Origin of the sequence: Serratia sp. CY33802 (assembly GCF_052169095.1) — a bacterium.
Taxonomy (GTDB): Bacteria; Pseudomonadota; Gammaproteobacteria; order Enterobacterales; family Enterobacteriaceae; genus Serratia; species Serratia bockelmannii.
The window spans coordinates 93344-110976 of record NZ_JBJNLL010000003.1; the positions used below are offsets into that span (position 1 = coordinate 93344).

Below are 17633 nucleotides of genomic sequence, written 5' to 3' on the forward strand. Positions count from 1 at the left end.
GTTTTTCGCTGCGGTTTACAGCAGCGTGCCGTAAATGGTCAACAGCGCCACCACCACCACGATGATCATCGTCACCTTGCGCGCCAGCGTCACCGCCGCGCGCGGCGTTTGCACCGGATCCATATGCGGATCGCGCGCCAGCGAGAACTGCGCCAGCCGCGTCAACACCTGATACGACGACGAATGCCGATCCCCCAGCGAGGCGAACCAGGCCGGCAGCGCCCGCTCGCCGTGGCCAAACAGCGCATAGGCCACCCCGGCCAAACGCACCGGGATCCAGTCCAGCCAGTTCAGCAGATGATCGATGCCCGACTGCGAACGCTCCAGCGGCGTATTGTGGCGCGCCAGCCAGGTTTGATAGGCGCGCAGGAAGGCATATCCCGCCAGCGCGATCGGCCCGTACGGCCCAAAGACCACGAACCAGAACAGCGGCGCCAGGTAATAGCGGAAGTTGATCCACAGCAGCGCGTTTTGCAGCTCGCGCAGGCGCAGCTCCTCACTGCAGTCCACCGGCAAGCCGTGGATCAACGCCAGCTCTTCCGCCATCTGGTCGCTGGCGTGGGTATCGCCCTGTCGCGCCGCTTTCAGGTAGGCGCGGTAGTGTTTGCGCTTGATGCCGGCGCCGACGCACAGCAGATCGATGACGATCCACAGCAGCAGCGTCACCACGCCGAAGAATAACCCGTGCGACAACCACAGAACGCCCCAGACGACAACCATCCAGGCGGCGGTCATCGCCAGCGTCTGCGCCAGCGAAACCCGATGCAGCCGCTGAAATACCACTTCGAGGCGATGATCCAGCTGCCAGTGTTCCCCCAGCTTGAACAGGCGCTCCCAGGCCAAAACCAGCAACAGCGTAAACAGCGTCATTAGCGATTCCTCTCCCTTTTTCTTGTCTCAAGCATAGCGTCGGCGGGCGCGCCGCGTTGTTCCAGAGATGCCAGATAGCGATCCCAATCGAACGCCGGCCCGGGATCGGTTTTGCGGCCGGGGGCGATATCGCAATGCCCGGCGATATGCGCCGCCAACGGCGGATAATGTTCGGCCAGCAGCGCGGTGACCGCCTGCAGCGTGCGATATTGCGCCTCGGTGTAGGCTAACTGGTCGGTGCCTTCCAGCTCGATGCCGATGGAGAAATCGTTGCACCGTTCGCGCCCCTGATACAGAGAAACGCCCGCGTGCCACGCGCGCTGGTCGAAGGGCACATACTGCACGATCTCCCCATCGCGGCGGATCAGGCAGTGCGCAGACACTCGCAGCTGATGGATCTCGGCGAAATAAGGGTGCTGCGCGGGATCGAGCGTGCCGGTGAACAGCTGGTCGATATAGGGGCCACCGAATTCGCCGGGCGGCAGGCTGATGTTATGGATGACCAGCAGCGAGGGCGGCTCGTCATCCGGGCGACGATCGCAGTGCGGCGAGAGCACTCGCGTCACCCCGACAATCCAGCCATTTTCCAACTGCATCAGACACCTCTCTGCGGTGGTACTTATTCCTGCAACAGAGTAGCATGTTCCCCTACGATCTAACCGTCCATTTCGGAGTTTTCCATGCCGACACGCCGCTACAGTGCCGACCGTCGCCGTACCGAGCTTCTTGAACGTATTGAAAGTGATATTCCCTATTCCGTCGCCCAGGCGCTGCGCGAAGACCTGGGAGGTGAAGTTGACGCCGGGCGCGATATTACCGCGCAATTGTTACCAGCGGACAAGCAGGCCGAAGCCACCGTCATTACCCGCGAAGCCGGCGTGTTCTGTGGCCGCCGCTGGCTGAACGAAGTCTTTATTCAGTTGGGCAACCAGGTGCAGGTGGAGTGGCTGGTGGCAGACGGCGGCCGTCTGATACCGAACCAACCGCTTTGCCGGCTGCGCGGCCCTGCGCGGGTGCTGTTGACCGGCGAGCGCACCGCGCTGAACTTCGTGCAGATGCTCTCCGGCGTGGCGACCGAGGTCAGCCGCTATGTGGCTCTGCTGGAAGGCACTCAGACTCGCCTGCTCGATACCCGCAAGACCTTGCCCGGCCTGCGCACCGCGTTGAAATATGCCGTACTGTGCGGGGGCGGCAGCAACCACCGGCTGGGGCTGTCCGATGCCTTCCTGATCAAGGAAAACCACATCATCGCCTCCGGCTCGATCAAAAACGCGGTGGAAAAAGCCTTCTGGCTGCACGCCGACGTGCCGGTGGAAGTGGAAGTCGAATCGCTTGATGAACTGCAGCAGGCGCTGGACGCCGGCGCCGACATCATCATGCTGGACAACTTCAGCGTCGAGATGATGCGTCAGGCGGTTGCCCAAACCCAGGGCCGCGCCCAGTTGGAGGTATCCGGCAACGTCACCAGCGAGACGCTGCGCACCTTCGCCGAGACCGGCGTGGATTACATTTCGGTCGGCGCGCTGACCAAACATGTGACCGCGCTCGATCTGTCGATGCGCTTCAAATGATCCCCTCGCCCCCGGCCGCCGCCGGGGGCGTTACCGCAAATTTGCGAAGCCCCTCGCACCGTTTTTCCCTCCGCTGCAAACGGCATCATTACTGATGGAAGCACGCCGAGAAACGCGTAAAACCCGCTCGCCGTTCCCCCGCGCAAACCGCTACCGTTGTTTTCCACACCCTTATGGAGGAAACAACGCATGGAAACGCAACGCGGCTTTAGCCTGATCGAACTGATGGTGGTGATCGCCATCATCGCCATCCTCAGCGCCATCGGCATTCCTGCCTACCAGCGCTACATCCAGAAAGCGGCGATGACCGACATGCTGCAAACCATGGCGCCGTATAAACTGGCGGTCGAACTGTGCGTGCTGGATGAAGGCGCGCCCGCCGGCTGTGACGCTGGCAGCAAAGGCATTCCCACCGGCGGCGCGTCGCGTTACGTCAGCGGGGTGAAAGTCGTTAAAGGCGTCATCACGCTGACCGGCGCCCAAACGCTGCAGGGGCTGGCGGTGGCGTTAACCCCCAAATCGAACGCCGATGGGCTGACCCACTGGACCCGGCTGTGCAGCAGCGAAAACGCGACGCTGGTTGAGGTGTGCCGGGAAGTCTTCCGCTTCGACGACGCAGCGGAGTAGCAGCGATGAACGCGCAAATCAGCGAAGAGGTTCACACCCTGTGTCGGCGCTATCAGGCGCTGGCGCTGAGCGAAGACCCGACCACCCTGACGGTCGCGCTCAGCGAAGAAGCGCCGCAGGGGCTGCTGGCGGCGCTGCGTTTCGCCACCGGCAAACGCATCCATCTGGAACAATGGCCGGCGGCCAGGTTGGAGCTGGCGCTGAATCAGCACCACGAGCCGCTCTCGGCACCGCTGGCGGCCGAAGAGGACACAACCGATATCGCCTACCCCGACGACGGCGATGCGCCGGTGGTACAGTTCATCAACCAGACGCTGCGCCTGGCCATTCAGCGCCGCGCCTCGGACATCCACTTCGAGCCCTTTCGGCAGCATTTTCGCATTCGTCTGCGCATCGACGGCGTGCTGCAAACCCTCGCCTCACCGCCGCCGCAGCTGACCGCGCGCCTCATCGCCCGGCTGAAGATCCTCGGCCAGTTGGATATCGCCGAGCGCCGTCAGCCTCAGGACGGGCAGCTCAGCCTGACGCTGGACAGCGCGCGCTATGCCATGCGTATCGCCACCCTGCCGACGCTGCACGGCGAAAAGGTGGTGCTGCGCGTCCAGCAGGGTGAGCAGCAGGAGCTGCCGCTGGATAAACTGGGCATGAGCCGGGCGGATCTGGCGCGCTACGCGACGGCGCTGGCCTGCCCGCAAGGGTTAATCCTGGTGACCGGCCCGACCGGCAGCGGCAAGACGGTGACGCTGTACAGCGGTCTGCGCCAGTTGAACGATGCGCAAAGCAACCTATGCAGCGTCGAGGATCCGGTCGAGATCCCGCTGTTCGGCATTAATCAGACCCAGATCAACGCCAAAACCGAGCTGAGCTTCGCCCGGGTGCTGCGCGCCCTGCTGCGCCAGGATCCGGACGTCATCATGATCGGCGAGATCCGCGATACGGAAACCGCCGAGATCGCGGTCAAGGCCGCGCAAACTGGCCACCTGGTGCTGTCAACGCTGCATACCAACTCCACTGGCGAAACCCTGACGCGGCTGATGCACATGGGGATCCCCGGCTACCTGCTCGCCGGCTGCCTGAAGCTGATCGTCGCGCAGCGGTTGGTGCGCAGGCTGTGCCGCCACTGCCGCTATCCGCAAAGCCAGCCGACGCATTTTCCCACCGCTATCTGGCCAGAACCGCTGACCGCCTGGCGCGCCGACGGCTGCGAGCACTGCTTCGGCGGCTACTATGGGCGCATCGGCGTGTATGAGCTGTTGGCCATTACGCCGGAAATACAGGCGGCGCTGCTGGCGAACGCTGCTCCTAGCCTGCTGGCGAATATCGCCCGTGAGCAGGGGCAGCTTTCGCTGCTGCAGGCCGGGCTGACTCTGGCCGCCGAAGGCACGACCTCGCTGGAAGAACTGTATCGCGTGATCGACGTCGTCCAGCTCGGCGCAACCACGTCATGAAAGCGCGCCGCCTGTTTCTGTGGCAGGCTTTCGACGCTCAGGGCGCCTTACGCCGCGGCGAACTGATGAGCGAAGAAAAACGGCAGGTGAGCCGATTACTGATTGAGCAAGGCATGCAACCGTGCCGAATCGGGCACGGCAAACGCGTTACGCCCGGTCAATGGCGTGGAGAACCCTTAATCCACTTCACCCGCCAGCTCGCCACTCTGCTTCAGGCGGGGTTGCCGCTGGTCGATGCGCTGCAGTTGCTGGCAGCAGAGCATCCTTCGGCAGCCTGGCGCTGCCTGCTGCGCCAGCTGGCCGACCAGGTGCGCGAAGGGCAACCGCTTTCCGAAACCCTCGCCGAACAACCGGGGATTTTTCCCCTGATCTACCGCCAGCTGATCGCCATCGGCGAACTGACCGGTAACCTCGATCGCTGCTGCCTGCAGCTGGCACAACAGCAAGAAGCCCAGCTGCTGCTGCGCCGCAAGGTGACCAAGGCGCTGCGGTATCCCCTCTTCATCTGTACGGTGGCGCTGCTGGTCAGCGTGCTGATGCTGGTGATGGTGCTGCCAGAATTCGCCAAGGTTTATCAATCGTTCGATGCGCCACTGCCCTGGTTTACCCAAGGGCTATTGAAGTTGTCCGCGCTGCTGATCGCCGTTGGCCCCTATTTGGCGCTGCTGCTCGGCGCATCGCTGTTCGGCTACTGCCGCTGGCTGCATCCGCGCCCGCCGTGGCGCAGACGTGAACAGGCACTCTTGCTTCGCCTGCCGCTGATCGCCCGGCTGGTGAGCGGCGGCGCGCTGAGCCAAACATTTCGCATCCTGACCATGACCCAACGCGCCGGGCTGACGCTGGTGGAAGGCTTGAGCGCGGCGGCGCTGGCGGCAGACCATCTGCTGTACCGACAGGCGCTGGAGCAGGTGCGACGGCAGATCGCCGAAGGCGAAGCCTTTCATCAAGCCATGGGCCTGCAACCGCTGTTTCCGCCGCTGTGCCGGCAGTTGGTGCGGGTGGGCGAAGAGTCCGGTTCGCTGGACGCCTTGCTGGATAAATTGGCACAGTGGTATGAACGGCAGACGCACGAGCTGGCCGATACGCTGGCGCAAACGCTGGAGCCGCTGCTGATGCTGGTGGTGGGCGGGATTGTCGGCGCTTTGGTGATCGCCATGTACCTGCCTATCTTTCAACTGGGCAGCGTGTTGGGATAAGGGGAAGAGGATAGCGGGCGCCGCGGTGTGCTGCGCCCGAATGCAAGCTGTGGCTTATTTGCTGCCGAAGACGCGGTTTTCCTGCTCTGCCACGCGGATAAAGGTGGTGCGCTTGGTCAGCTCTTTCAAACGCTCGGCGCCGACGTAGGTGCAGGCGGAACGCAGACCACCGAGGATATCGCGCACGGTAAACTCCACCTCGCCCCTCAGCGGCAGCTTGACGGTTTTCCCTTCGGCCGCGCGATACTCCGCTACGCCGCCGACATGGCGCTTCATCGCTGACTCGGAGCTCATGCCGTAGAACAGCATGAACTTCTCGCCTTTCTCTTCCACCACGGTGCCTTCGCACTCGTCGTGGCCGGCCAGCATGCCGCCCAGCATCACGAAGTCCGCGCCGCCGCCGAAGGCTTTGGCGACATCGCCCGGCACCGAGCAGCCGCCGTCGCTGACGATTTGGCCGCCCAGCCCGTGGGCCGCATCGGCGCATTCGATTACCGCCGACAGCTGCGGATAGCCCACGCCGGTTTTCACGCGGGTGGTGCATACCGACCCCGGGCCAATGCCGACTTTAACGATGTCGGCGCCGGAGAGGATCAACTCTTCCACCATCTCGCCGGTCACTACGTTGCCGGCGCAGATCACGTGATTCGGGCAGGCTTCGCGCGCTTTCTGCAGGAAGGCGACGAAGTGTTCAGAGTAGCCGTTGGCCACGTCGATACAGATGAATTTCAGCGCCGGAGACAGGGCCAGGATCTGCTGCATTTTGGTGAAGTCGGCTTCGGAAGTGCCGGTGGACACCATCACGTGGCGCAGCACCGATTCCGGCATGCGCTGCACGAAATCAGCCCATTGCTCGACGCTGTAATGTTTGTGTACGGCGGTGAGAACATCGAAAGAAGCCAGGGCCTCGGCCATGCGGAAGGTGCCCACCGTGTCCATGTTGGCGGCGATAATCGGCACGCCGGACCAGCTGCAACCTGAATGCTTGAAGGTAAACTGACGTTCCAGTTCAACCTCGGAACGGCTTTTCAGCGTGGAGCGCTTAGGGCGGATCAACACGTCTTTAAAGCCCAACTTCAAATCTTCTTCAATACGCATGACTTATGATTTCCTGGTTAATGGCGACGGATCGCAAGGAGGATGTTCGAACCTCTGCCCGACGGCTTTCCCGTGGCGCGGAAAGATGACGGCGAGATTAATGCCAGTTCCAGTGACGTTATAATACGCGCTAATAATCGCCGAACAAGACTGCGAATTCGCCTTTATTTACGCTACAATCCGACAAATTTACCTGCATAATCGCAGTGTGATTGCCCGCTCATTTCTGCCGTGCCGCTGCGCTTTTTCTCGCCGCCCGAACGGGGCCGAGGCGCAAGCGCCGCCTGCCGACTTGCACTTCTGCGCGATCGCTTTATGATTCGTCTATTATTTTTTTATGAACATCGGATGCACCTAACACCATGGCCTACATTGTTGCGTTGACCGGGGGCATAGGCAGCGGCAAAACGACCGTTGCGAACGCCTTTGCGCGCCACGGCGCAGCCATTGTCGATGCCGACGTGATCGCCCGTCAGGTCGTTGAGCCGGGCACCCCTGCTCTGGCCGCGATCGCCGAGCGATTTGGTAATGAAATGTTGCTGCCGGACGGCGCGCTCAACCGCGCTGCTCTGCGTCAGCGCATCTTCAGCCACCCCGATGATAAAACCTGGCTGAACCAACTACTGCATCCGCTGATACACCGCGAGACCCAACGCCAACTGGCGCAGGCGGCCAGCCCGTACGCGCTGTGGGTCGTGCCGCTGCTGGTGGAAAACGGCCTGCAGGATCGCGCCGATCGGGTGCTGGTGATCGACGTCGACACCGAAACCCAGTTGGCTCGCACCATCGCGCGCGACGGCATCAGCCGCGAGCAAGCGCAGAGCATTCTCGCCGCCCAGGCCACGCGCCAGCAGCGCCTCGCCGTGGCGGATGACATTATTGACAACAGCGGCGCCGCTCAGGGGATAGAGCCACGGGTCGCCGCACTGCATCGTCGCTACCTTGAACTGGCGGCAACAGCGCCCCAACAGGATTAAACTGCATGAGTGATGTTTCCCCAACCGTTCTCTTTGAACACCCGCTGAACGAAAAAATGCGCACCTGGCTGCGCATCGAGTTTTTACTGCAACAGCTGCACGGCCAGCGCGCCCTGAGCGAAACCGCCATCGCCCTTACCTTTTTCCGCACCGTCTCCGATTTGCTGGACGTGCTGGAGCGCGGCGAAGTGCGCACCGAACTGCTCAAAGAGCTGGAGCGCCAGCAGCAAAAACTGTTGGCCTGGGCCGATGTGCCGGGCGTGGATATGGCGCTGATCGATCAGCTGCGCGGCCAGTTGAAGTCGCGCTCATCGGCGCTGATGGCGGCGCCGCGCCTCGGTCAGGCGCTGCGTGAAGACCGGCTGATCGGCCTGGTGCGCCAGCGGCTGAACATTCCCGGCGGCTGCTGCAGCTTCGATCTGCCAACCCTGCACATGTGGATGCACGCGCCGCAGCAGGATCGCGACGCCGACGTCGCCGCCTGGCTGCAATCGTTGGATCCGCTGAACCAGGCGCTGATCATGGTGCTGGATCTGATCCGTCAGTCGGGGCCGTTCCGCAATCAAATCAGCCTGAACGGCTTTTTCCAGGACAACGCCGAAGGGGCGGATCTCCTGCGCCTGCGCCTCCATCTGGCGCCGCAGCTTTATCCGCAGATTTCTGGCCACAAGACGCGTTATGCCATTCGTTTCCTGCCGCTGGACAGCGAAAATGGCGTGGTGCCTGAACGCCTGACGTTCGAATTGGCCTGTTGTTGAACTCATGAAAGCAAGCCTTCTCAGCACTGACAGAAGGCGTAAGGAACCGTTATGACGACCGTAGTGAAATGCCCAACCTGTGGCACCGGCGTGGTTTGGGGTGAAGTCAGCCCGTTCCGGCCGTTTTGCAGCAAGCGCTGCCAGCTGATTGATCTTGGCGAGTGGGCCGATGAAGAGAAGCGCATTCCGAGCAACAGCGATCTGTCGGAAAGCGAAGACTGGAGCGAACTCGACGACCGCTAGTCGCCGGTTGAAGGCCTGGCGGACGCCAGGCCAATCTTGTTATTGCGCGGCGTTCGCCTGCGCTACCAGCAGTTGAATAATGCCGACGTTGGCTTCCGGGAACTCGTCTTCACGCAGATCGGCCTGTTTTACCCAGCGCATCGGCTGCCCCTCACGGCCAAACGGCTCGCCCGCCCAACGCTCCACCAGATAAAAATTCAGTGTCACGATGCGATCGCTGAAACGATGTTCCACCACCTCCAACAGTTCGGCCCGCTCGGCTTCGATACCGGTCTCTTCGTGCAACTCGCGGCTCAGGGCCTGTTCCGGCGTCTCACCCGGTTCGATCTTGCCGCCGGGAAACTCCCAAAATCCGGCCATGTGCGTGTCAGCGGCGCGGCGGGTAATAAAGATCTCCCGTTGAGCATTGCGGATGATGCCCACGGCGATATTCAGATGTTTCATCTCACCCTCCTGATGGGTGCCAAAAAACAGGGGCTCAGCAAGCTGAACCCCTGGGTGTTATCGGTTAACCGCAGCCGGCATTACTGCAGGCGGCCGTGACACTGCTTGTATTTCTTGCCGGAACCGCATGGGCAAGGATCGTTGCGGCCCACTTTGCGCTCGGCGGTCGCCGGCGCGTTCGGATCTTCGGTCACCAGCGCGTTCTCGTCGTGGTGGCTCAGCTGTTGCTGCTGCGCCAGGCGCTCAGCCTCTTCACGACGCTGCTGTTCCAGCGCTTCCACTTCTTCCGGCATCCGCACCTGTACCTTGCTCAGCACGCTGATCACTTCATATTTCAGCGATTCCAGCATGGTGGCGAACATGTTGAAGGATTCGCGCTTGTACTCCTGCTTCGGATCCTTCTGCGCATAGCCGCGCAGGTGGATGCCCTGACGCAGGTAGTCCATCGCCGCCAGGTGCTCTTTCCACAGGGAATCCAGCGTCTGCAGCATCACGCCCTTCTCGAAGTTGCGCATCATTTCGCTGCCGACCACGTCTTCCTTACGCAGGTACTGCTCTTTGGCGTTCTCCAGAATGCGTTCGCGCAGCGTCTCTTCGTGCAGCTCCGGCTCTTTGTCCAGCCACTGGGCAATCGGCATCTCCAGATCGAAGTCGTTCTTCAGGCGCTCTTCCAGCCCCTGAATGTCCCACTCTTCTTCCAGCGACTGCGGCGTGATGTAGTTGTCGATGGTGCTCTTGAACACGTCCTCGCGGATGCTGGCGATGGTTTCGCTCACGTCGGACACGTCCAGCAATTCGTTGCGCTGGCTGTAGATGGCGCGGCGCTGATCGTTGGCGACGTCGTCGTATTCCAGCAGCTGCTTACGGATATCGAAGTTGCGGCTTTCCACTTTGCGCTGCGCGTTGGCGATCGCCTTGGTCACCCACGGGTGCTCAATCGCTTCGCCTTCTTTCATGCCCAGTTTACGCATCATGCCAGACACGCGATCCGAGGCGAAGATACGCATCAGGGCATCTTCCATCGACAGGTAGAAGCGGGATGAACCGGCATCGCCCTGACGACCGGAACGGCCGCGCAGCTGGTTATCGATACGGCGCGATTCATGGCGCTCGGTGCCGATAATATGCAGACCGCCCGCCGCCAGCACCGCGTCGTGGCGCACTTTCCAGGCGGCTTTGATGGCTTCAATTTGCTCTTCGGTCGGTTCTTCCAGCAGCGCCACTTCGGCCTGCCAGCTGCCGCCCAGCACGATATCGGTACCACGGCCCGCCATGTTGGTGGCGATGGTCACCGCACCGCTCTGACCCGCCTGGGCGACGATGTCCGCCTCCATGGCGTGGAATTTGGCGTTCAGCACCTTGTGCTCGATACCCGCTTTGGTCAGCTCATGGGAAACCACTTCGGATTTCTCGATTGAGATGGTACCCACCAGCACCGGCTGGCCTTTGGCGGTACGCTCGCGGATGTCTTCGATGATGGCACCGATCTTCTCTTTCTCGGTCATGTACACCAGATCCGGCATATCCTTACGGATCATCGGACGGTTGGTTGGCACCACGATGGTGTCCAGCTTGTAGATCGAGCTGAATTCGAAGGCTTCGGTATCGGCGGTACCGGTCATCCCGGCCAGCTTCTCGTACAGACGGAAGTAGTTCTGGAAGGTAATCGAAGCCAGCGTCTGGTTCTCGTTCTGGATCTCCACGCCTTCTTTGGCTTCCACCGCCTGGTGCAAACCGTCGGACCAGCGGCGGCCCTGCATGGTACGGCCGGTGTGCTCATCGACGATGATCACTTCGCCGTCTTTCACGATGTAGTCCACGTCGCGGGTAAACAGCACGTGGGCACGCAGCGCGGCGGTAACGTGGTGCATCAGCATGATGTTGGTCGGCGAGTACAGCGATTCGCCTTCATCCATGATGCCAGCTTCCACCAGCATCTCTTCGATCAGGATCAGGCCGCGTTCGGTCAGGTGGACCTGACGCGCCTTCTCATCCACCGAGAAGTGCCCTTCACCCTTGAAGGTGTCGGAGTCTTCTTTTTCCTGGCGGATCAGTTTAGGGATCAGCTTGTTGACCTTGATGTACATCTCGGAGCTGTCTTCTGCCGGGCCGGAGATGATCAGCGGCGTACGCGCTTCATCGATCAGGATGGAGTCCACCTCATCCACCAGCGCATAGTGCAGTTTGCGCTGCACACGCTCTTCTGGGCTGAACGCCATGTTGTCGCGCAGGTAGTCGAAGCCGTATTCGTTGTTGGTGCCGTAGGTGATGTCGGCGGCGTAAGCTTCACGCTTGGCCGGCGCCGGCATGCCCGGCAGGTTGATACCGATGCTCAGGCCGAGGAACTCGAACAACGGACGGTTGTTTTCGGCGTCACGCTGCGCCAGATAGTCGTTGACGGTCACGACGTGCACGCCGCGGCCGCTCAGGGCGTTCAGATAAGCCGGCAGCGTCGCGGTCAGGGTTTTACCTTCACCGGTGCGCATCTCGGCGATGCAGCGATCGTTCAGCACCATGCCGCCCAGCAGCTGCACGTCGAAGTGACGCATGCCGAACACGCGCTTGCTCGCCTCACGCACCACGGCGAAGGCTTCCGGGATCAGGCTGTCCAACGACTCGCCTTTCTCCAGGCGCGCGCGGAACTCGTTGGTTTTCGCTTTCAGCTCGTCATCGGACAGTTTTTCCATGTCCGGTTCCATGCGGTTGATCTGCTCAACCACTTTGCGCATGCGGCGCAGGGTACGATCGTTACGGCTGCCAAAAACTTTGGTTAATAATTTCACTAACATGATGTTTGATATCTCTGTCATGACGGCCGAACACGGCAGTCAACTTGCTATTATTTATGGTTTTTGTGCCCGAAGGGCGAAGTCAGACGAGAGCGGCTGGCCCGGCGCGAATGCCCTGCACCTGCGCCACCCACAGGCCGGTCTGGTGGCGCGCCAGCGTGGGCAGCACCTCAAGGTGGGTGTGGCGAATGATGGTCGGCGGCTTCGGCTCGTGCGTCAGCAGCGCGTTGAGAGTAGAAAGCAGCGCCAGTTGCGCTACCTGCAAAGGGGGTTCCGCTTCGGCTTCGCTTTCCTGCACCCGCGCATAAACCGCCTGCGGCGCCAGCGCGAAAGAGAGGTGACGAATGACGGTGCGCAGCGCATGTTGCTGCCAATAATCTACGCTGAAGGTAGGACGGCGATGTGCGTCCTGCAGCAGGGCCAGGCTGTTGAAGGTGCCGTTGGCCGAATTTTGCCGGTTAAGGCTGGACGATGTGCTCGGCAGTGCGGCCTGATCGGGGGCGCCGGACAAATTGGAAGGTGCGCCAAGCGTGGCCGCAACCATCCCTAACAGGAGATGGGGCCAGAAATAACGTCTGCCAAATTGTCGCCAACGATTTAGAATACCGATCACGAGTTTATAATCCGCCGGAGCCCATTATGCGCGATAGCCGTCCACAATTATTAGATGTCCTGTTCGACGACGCGTCTGCCGGCAGCAAAGGGACGCTGCAAAACGTCCAGCAACGCGCGGTGGCGCTGCTCAAGCTTAACCGTGCAGTGAAGGGCCTGTTGCCCGCTCCCCTGCATCCCTGGTGCCGCGTCGCGAATTTCCGACAGGGTATTTTAGTGCTCGAAACGGCAAATGCCAGTTGGATGATGCGCTTGCGCTACGAACAACCCGCTTTGCTGTCTGCACTACGAGCGCAAATTCTACCATCATTGTCGTCGATCGACATCAGGATTAATCCGGCCTTGATGGCGAAAGGCAGCAACCAGGTGCAAAACGCCGAAAAAGCGCCTGAAAAACCCGTGCCAATGCGGCATTTGAGTCTGGAAAGTGCGAAGGAACTGAGAGGATTGGCGAGCCGTAGCCCGGAAAAGCTGCGCAAGATATTGGAACGGCTGGCTGCATTGGCCGGAGAGGGTACCAACACAACCAGTCGTGATAAGTAATCAGCGACACAGCTGCAAAACACCAGACGGCATCACGAGCCTGAATGCTCAGGCTCTCAGGAGATGCGCCTGCCGTTATTCGCAGGCGAGGAATTCAGACCTTACGCCAATACGGTAGACGGTGCCTTGAATGCCAATGGCATTTCGGCTTCGTCCTGGAAGGTCACGTATTCCCACGCTTCCTGCTTGGCCAACACGGCCTGCAGCAGTTTGTTGTTCAGCGCGTGGCCAGACTTGAACGCGGTGAACGCGCCAATGATGTTGTGGCCGCACATGAACAGGTCGCCGATGGCGTCCAGCATTTTGTGACGTACGAATTCGTCTTCGAAACGCAGACCGTCTTCGTTCAGCACGCGGTAGTCGTCTACCACGATGGCGCAATCGAAACTGCCGCCCAAGGCCAGGCCACGGGACTGCAGGTATTCGATGTCACGCATAAACCCGAAGGTGCGCGCGCGGCTGATTTGACGCACGAACGACTCAGCCGAGAAATCAAGGCGATAGCGCTGAGAGCTGGCGTCGATAGCCGGGTGGTTGAAATCGATGGTGAAGTCCAAGCGGAACCCGTTATGCGGGGACAGCTCGGCCCATTTATCGCCATCTTCAACACGCACAGTCTCTTTCAGACGCAGGAATTTCTTCGCCGAGTTCAGTTCTTCGATGCCGGCATCCAGCAGCAAGAACACGAACGGACTGGCGCTGCCGTCCATGATTGGGATTTCAGCGGCGTCGACTTCAATGACGATGTTGTCGATGCCCAGCCCAGCCAGCGCGGCGTTGAGGTGCTCAACGGTCGAAATACGCACGTCATGCTCATTCACCAGGCAAGTACAGAGCATGGTATCACGCACGGATTTTGCATCAGCCGGAAAATCAACCGGTGGATTCAAGTCAGTGCGACGATAGATGACCCCGGTATTAGCCGGCGCTGGGCGCATTGTCAGCGTGACTTTCTTGCCGGTATGCAAACCGACGCCAGTCGCCTGAACAATACGTTTTAATGTCCTTTGTTTGATCATCGTTTTATCTCGCAATGTTATCCATCCTACCAGCCAAGCATACAGCATGGCTGGCGGGACAGTTTAGCACAAAGAGCGGAGATTCCAAATTCTCAGGATATTCTTAGTCTGCCTGCTTACGCAGGAAGGCTGGAATATCAAGATAGTCGGGCTCTTTATTCGGCTGCGCAGCTTGGTCGTTGACCACCTTCGCGGCAGGTTTCACTTCCTGCGGCAGAGGCGACATGCCGTGCTGCTGATAACGGTGATCCATCACCGGCTGGCTGGCCTGCTTATTGGTCACCAGGGTGATTTCAGGACGCTTGTCCATACCGATACCGGTTGCAACCACGGTTACGCGCAGTTCGTCGTTCATTTCTGGATCCAGCGAGGTACCGATAACCACGGTAGCGTTGTCGGAAGCGAACGCGCGGATGGTGTTACCCACGGTTTCGAACTCATCCAGACGCAGGTCGAAGCCAGCGGTAATGTTGACCAACACGCCGCGCGCGCCGGACAGGTCGATGTCTTCCAGCAGTGGGCTGGAGATCGCCATTTCGGCCGCTTCTTCGGCGCGGTCTTCACCGCAAGCCACGCCGGAACCCATCATCGCGTAGCCCATTTCGGACATCACGGTGCGCACGTCGGCGAAGTCGACGTTCATCAGGCCCGGACGGGTGATCAGCTCGGCGATACCCTGCACCGCGCCTTTCAGCACGTCGTTGGCCGCGCCGAACGCGTCCAGCAGGGAAATGCCGCGACCCAGAACTTTCAACAGCTTGTCGTTCGGGATAGTGATCAGCGAGTCCACGTGTTTGGACAGCTCAGCGATACCCTGCTCCGCGAATGCCATGCGCTTTTTGCCTTCGAAGTTGAAAGGCTTGGTCACCACGGCCACGGTCAGAATACCCAAATCTTTAGCCACTTCAGCCACCACTGGCGCTGCACCGGTACCGGTACCGCCGCCCATGCCGGCTGCGATGAAGACCATGTCTGCGCCGTCCAGCGCTGCGCGCAGGGCTTCGCGGTCTTCTTCCGCTGAATTGCGACCCACTTCAGGGTTCGCGCCCGCACCCAGACCTTTGGTAATACCGCTACCAATCTGGATGGTTTGGCCAACCGCCGTTTTGCGGAGCGCCTGGGCGTCCGTGTTCACAGCGAAGAATTCAACACCTTCGATGCGCTCGCGCACCATGTGTTCAACGGCGTTGCCACCGCCGCCGCCGACGCCGATGACTTTAATCACCGCGTCATTGGTTAGTTCCATTGGTTCAAACATAGTTTCTCTCCGTTTTGTGCCTGTCGCTGCGAGATCATAAAAAGATTACTCAGCATGATCTCTTTGTTGAAACATTAAAACTCTTTTCTCAGCCAGCTATTGATGCGTTTAAACCAATTGCCCACCGAGGCGCGTTTTTCTACTTCTGTCTCACCGCTCAGGTGAGACTCTTTTCCATAGTGCAGCAGACCTACCGCCGTCGAGTAGTAAGGCTCCTGCGCATAATCCGTCAGACCCGTGATGTTCAAGGGTTGGCCGATGCGTACCTGAGTGTGGAACACCCGTTGCGCACAGGCTGCCAGGCCATCAATCTGGGCGGCGCCACCGGTCAGCACGATACCGGCCGCCAGATGATGCTTCACCCCTTGCTGACGCAGTTGCTCCTGCAATTGCAAAATTTCATCGTTAACCAGATTCAACAGTTCGGTGTAGCGTGGCTCAATGACTTCAGCCAGCGTCTGTCTTTGCAGACTGCGCGGAGGACGTCCCCCGACGCTAGGCACCTCTACATTCTCATCCTTGCTAACAATCGACCCAAGCGCACAGCCGTGTCGAACTTTAATCGCTTCCGCGTCGGTCGGCGGCGTGCCGAAGGCGTAAGCGATATCGCTGGTGACCACGTTCCCGGCGTAAGGGATCACTTTGGTGTGGCGCAGCGCACCGCCGGTGTACACCGCCATATCCATGGTGCCGCCGCCGATATCCACCACGCAAACGCCGAGTTCGCGTTCATCTTCGGTCAGCACCGCGTAGCTCGCGGCCAGACCGGCGAAAATAAGTTGGTCAACTTTCAGGCCGCAACGTTCCACGGCCTTGACGATGTTCTTCGCCATATCGTTATGGCAGGTAATCAGATGCACCTTGGCCTGCATGCGCACGCCGGACAGCCCAACCGGGTTTTTGATGCCTTCCTGATAATCGATGGCGTATTCCTGAGGAATCACGTGCAGGATGCGGTGTTCGTCGCGCACGCGCACCGATTTGGCGGTGTGCACCACGTTCTCCACGTCGTCCTGCGTCACTTCCTCTTCCGAGATCGGCACCATGCCGATTTCGTTCTGGCAGCTGATGTGCTTGCCCGACAGCGCCAGGTACACCGACGAGATCTGGCAGTCCGCCATCAGCTCGGCCTGATCGATGGCGCGCTGTACGCACTTCACCACCGACTCCAAGTCGTTTACGCCGCCCTTATCCATGCCGCGAGACGGGCAGCTGCCCACCCCGATAATGTTGACCATGCCATCGGGCAGAACTTCCCCTACCAATGCGGAGACTTTTGCAGTACCGATCTCCAGTCCAACTACCAGTTTTCTGTCCGTCGACTTGATCATTGTTGTTTTGCCTGTGCCTGATTCTGTTGCTGATTACTGTTTTGCTGACCGCCAAGCGCCTGCGGATCGACCAACACCGGAGCCCACCCTACCGAAGCGCCGGACTCGTAGCGCAGATCGACATAGCTGACACGCTTGCTCTCCGCCTGGCCCTGCTGCTGCAATACCGGGTAAAGCTCGATAAACCGCTGCAAACGCCCATTGCGGTCATCGCGCCCCAGCTCAAGCCGGACATCGTTGTCCAGCGCCAGCTGCCAGGAATGGCGCGCGGTCATCGCCGCCATTTTCAGCGTATATTTGCTGGCCGCCAACGTGGCGCTCATCGCCCGATAGCCCTCCAGCACATCCTGCTCGCTCCCTTCCGGCCCGTAGAGCAGCGGCAACTTCTGCTTACCCGCCCGCTCCGCCGGCACGCTGAACGCTTTGCCCTCGGCGTCCACCATGTGCAAATCGTTCCAGCGCGCCACCGGGACGTACTCCACCAGATGGATCTTCAGCTCATCCGGCCATTGTTTGCGCACGCTGGCCTGCTTGATCCACGGCAGACGTTCGATCTGCTGCTGGATAACGTCCACATCCTGCGTCATAAAGGTGCCGGGCGCGCCCAGCGCCAGGATCGCCTGACGAATATCATCGTTGGTGGTGTAATGGCGTTCGCCGGTCACCACCAGCCTTGAGAGCGGCAGGCGACTGGCATCTTTCATCCAGCCAAGCACCGCCCAACCGCTCCACACGACCGTTCCCAACACCATCAGCAGGAAAATCATTCCCGCCAACTGGGTTCCATTGCTGCGGCGCGGGCCGTTATCCACCTCGCGATCGCGCGCATTCAGGGCAGCTTGCGACATA

General features: G+C 60.4%; 18 protein-coding genes. 8 read left to right on the forward strand and 10 right to left on the reverse strand.

Annotated features, from left to right (window positions below):
• Nucleotides 1-15: 15 nt before the first annotated feature.
• Together ampE and ampD are read right to left on the reverse strand one after the other, a co-directional pair.
• The gene (gene ampE, locus ACJ8HA_RS13765; protein ID WP_025301586.1) at nt 16-870 is read right to left on the reverse strand and encodes a beta-lactamase regulator AmpE; all 855 of its coding nucleotides are present in this window, start codon (nt 868-870) and stop codon (nt 16-18) included.
• Entirely contained in the window at nt 870-1466 is a 597-nt protein-coding gene (ampD, locus tag ACJ8HA_RS13770; RefSeq protein ID WP_197812914.1) for a 1,6-anhydro-N-acetylmuramyl-L-alanine amidase AmpD, read from the reverse strand. The genes ampE and ampD overlap by 1 nt, the downstream gene beginning before the upstream one ends.
• Before the next feature lie 84 nt (nt 1467-1550).
• Between ampD and nadC the strand changes: the two genes are divergently transcribed.
• The 4 genes from nadC (at nt 1551) to hofC (ending at nt 5712) form a co-directional block, all read left to right on the forward strand.
• On the forward strand, nt 1551-2441 hold the full coding sequence (gene nadC / locus ACJ8HA_RS13775; protein WP_197812915.1) for a carboxylating nicotinate-nucleotide diphosphorylase: 891 nt from the start codon (nt 1551-1553) through the stop codon (nt 2439-2441).
• A 189-nt stretch (nt 2442-2630) separates the two neighbouring features.
• Nucleotides 2631-3068: a prepilin peptidase-dependent pilin gene (ppdD, locus tag ACJ8HA_RS13780; protein ID WP_043135904.1), complete on the forward strand. Its 438-nt coding sequence runs from the start codon at nt 2631-2633 to the stop codon at nt 3066-3068.
• Between the two features lie 5 nt (nt 3069-3073).
• Nucleotides 3074-4516: a type II secretion system protein GspE gene (gene gspE, locus ACJ8HA_RS13785; protein ID WP_025301582.1), complete on the forward strand. Its 1443-nt coding sequence runs from the start codon at nt 3074-3076 to the stop codon at nt 4514-4516.
• On the forward strand, nt 4513-5712 hold the full coding sequence (gene hofC, locus ACJ8HA_RS13790) for a protein transport protein HofC (RefSeq protein WP_151428288.1): 1200 nt from the start codon (nt 4513-4515) through the stop codon (nt 5710-5712). The genes gspE and hofC overlap by 4 nt, the downstream gene beginning before the upstream one ends.
• 54 nt (nt 5713-5766) lie before the next feature.
• Here hofC and ACJ8HA_RS13795 read toward each other — a convergent pair whose 3' ends face one another.
• Nucleotides 5767-6810 carry a GMP reductase gene (locus tag ACJ8HA_RS13795; RefSeq protein ID WP_043135912.1) on the reverse strand — a complete coding sequence of 348 codons (1044 nt, stop codon included), beginning with the start codon at nt 6808-6810 and terminating at the stop codon, nt 5767-5769.
• A gap of 362 nt (nt 6811-7172) precedes the next feature.
• Between ACJ8HA_RS13795 and coaE the strand changes: the two genes are divergently transcribed.
• Genes coaE through yacG form a run of 3 tightly spaced genes read left to right on the forward strand, consistent with a single transcriptional unit; the run spans nt 7173 to nt 8788 of the window.
• Nucleotides 7173-7787 carry a dephospho-CoA kinase gene (coaE, locus tag ACJ8HA_RS13800; RefSeq protein ID WP_025301580.1) on the forward strand — a complete coding sequence of 205 codons (615 nt, stop codon included), beginning with the start codon at nt 7173-7175 and terminating at the stop codon, nt 7785-7787.
• 5 nt (nt 7788-7792) lie between these two features.
• A complete protein-coding gene (gene zapD, locus ACJ8HA_RS13805; RefSeq protein ID WP_025301579.1) occupies nt 7793-8545 on the forward strand; it encodes a cell division protein ZapD in 753 nt (250 codons plus the stop codon).
• A 51-nt stretch (nt 8546-8596) separates the two neighbouring features.
• Entirely contained in the window at nt 8597-8788 is a 192-nt protein-coding gene (yacG, locus tag ACJ8HA_RS13810; protein ID WP_025301578.1) for a DNA gyrase inhibitor YacG, read from the forward strand.
• 39 nt (nt 8789-8827) lie between these two features.
• On the opposite strand, the gene mutT is transcribed toward yacG, so the two are convergent.
• The 3 genes from mutT to secM form a co-directional block, all read right to left on the reverse strand.
• Nucleotides 8828-9232, reverse strand: a complete 405-nt coding sequence (gene mutT / locus ACJ8HA_RS13815; RefSeq protein WP_049204788.1) for an 8-oxo-dGTP diphosphatase MutT — start codon at nt 9230-9232, stop codon at nt 8828-8830.
• 80 nt (nt 9233-9312) lie between these two features.
• Complete coding sequence (secA, locus tag ACJ8HA_RS13820; protein ID WP_025301576.1) at nt 9313-12021, reverse strand: preprotein translocase subunit SecA; 2709 nt, start codon at nt 12019-12021, stop codon at nt 9313-9315.
• 82 nt (nt 12022-12103) lie between these two features.
• Nucleotides 12104-12634 (reverse strand): secA translation cis-regulator SecM, encoded by a 531-nt coding sequence (secM, locus tag ACJ8HA_RS13825; protein WP_049204789.1) that lies wholly within the window; start codon nt 12632-12634, stop codon nt 12104-12106.
• Between the two features lie 26 nt (nt 12635-12660).
• Between secM and ACJ8HA_RS13830 the strand changes: the two genes are divergently transcribed.
• On the forward strand, nt 12661-13176 hold the full coding sequence (locus ACJ8HA_RS13830; protein ID WP_164064006.1) for a DUF721 domain-containing protein: 516 nt from the start codon (nt 12661-12663) through the stop codon (nt 13174-13176).
• A 101-nt stretch (nt 13177-13277) separates the two neighbouring features.
• Here the strand turns inward: ACJ8HA_RS13830 and lpxC are convergent, their stop codons facing one another.
• From lpxC to ftsQ, 4 genes are all read right to left on the reverse strand, one after another.
• A complete protein-coding gene (lpxC, locus tag ACJ8HA_RS13835) occupies nt 13278-14195 on the reverse strand; it encodes a UDP-3-O-acyl-N-acetylglucosamine deacetylase (protein WP_004932754.1) in 918 nt (305 codons plus the stop codon).
• Between the two features lie 103 nt (nt 14196-14298).
• On the reverse strand, nt 14299-15453 hold the full coding sequence (ftsZ, locus tag ACJ8HA_RS13840) for a cell division protein FtsZ (protein ID WP_004932757.1): 1155 nt from the start codon (nt 15451-15453) through the stop codon (nt 14299-14301).
• A 74-nt stretch (nt 15454-15527) separates the two neighbouring features.
• Nucleotides 15528-16784: a cell division protein FtsA gene (gene ftsA, locus ACJ8HA_RS13845; protein WP_004932758.1), complete on the reverse strand. Its 1257-nt coding sequence runs from the start codon at nt 16782-16784 to the stop codon at nt 15528-15530.
• The gene (ftsQ, locus tag ACJ8HA_RS13850; protein WP_004932761.1) at nt 16781-17632 is read right to left on the reverse strand and encodes a cell division protein FtsQ; all 852 of its coding nucleotides are present in this window, start codon (nt 17630-17632) and stop codon (nt 16781-16783) included. The genes ftsA and ftsQ overlap by 4 nt, the downstream gene beginning before the upstream one ends.
• Nucleotide 17633 lies beyond the last annotated feature (1 nt).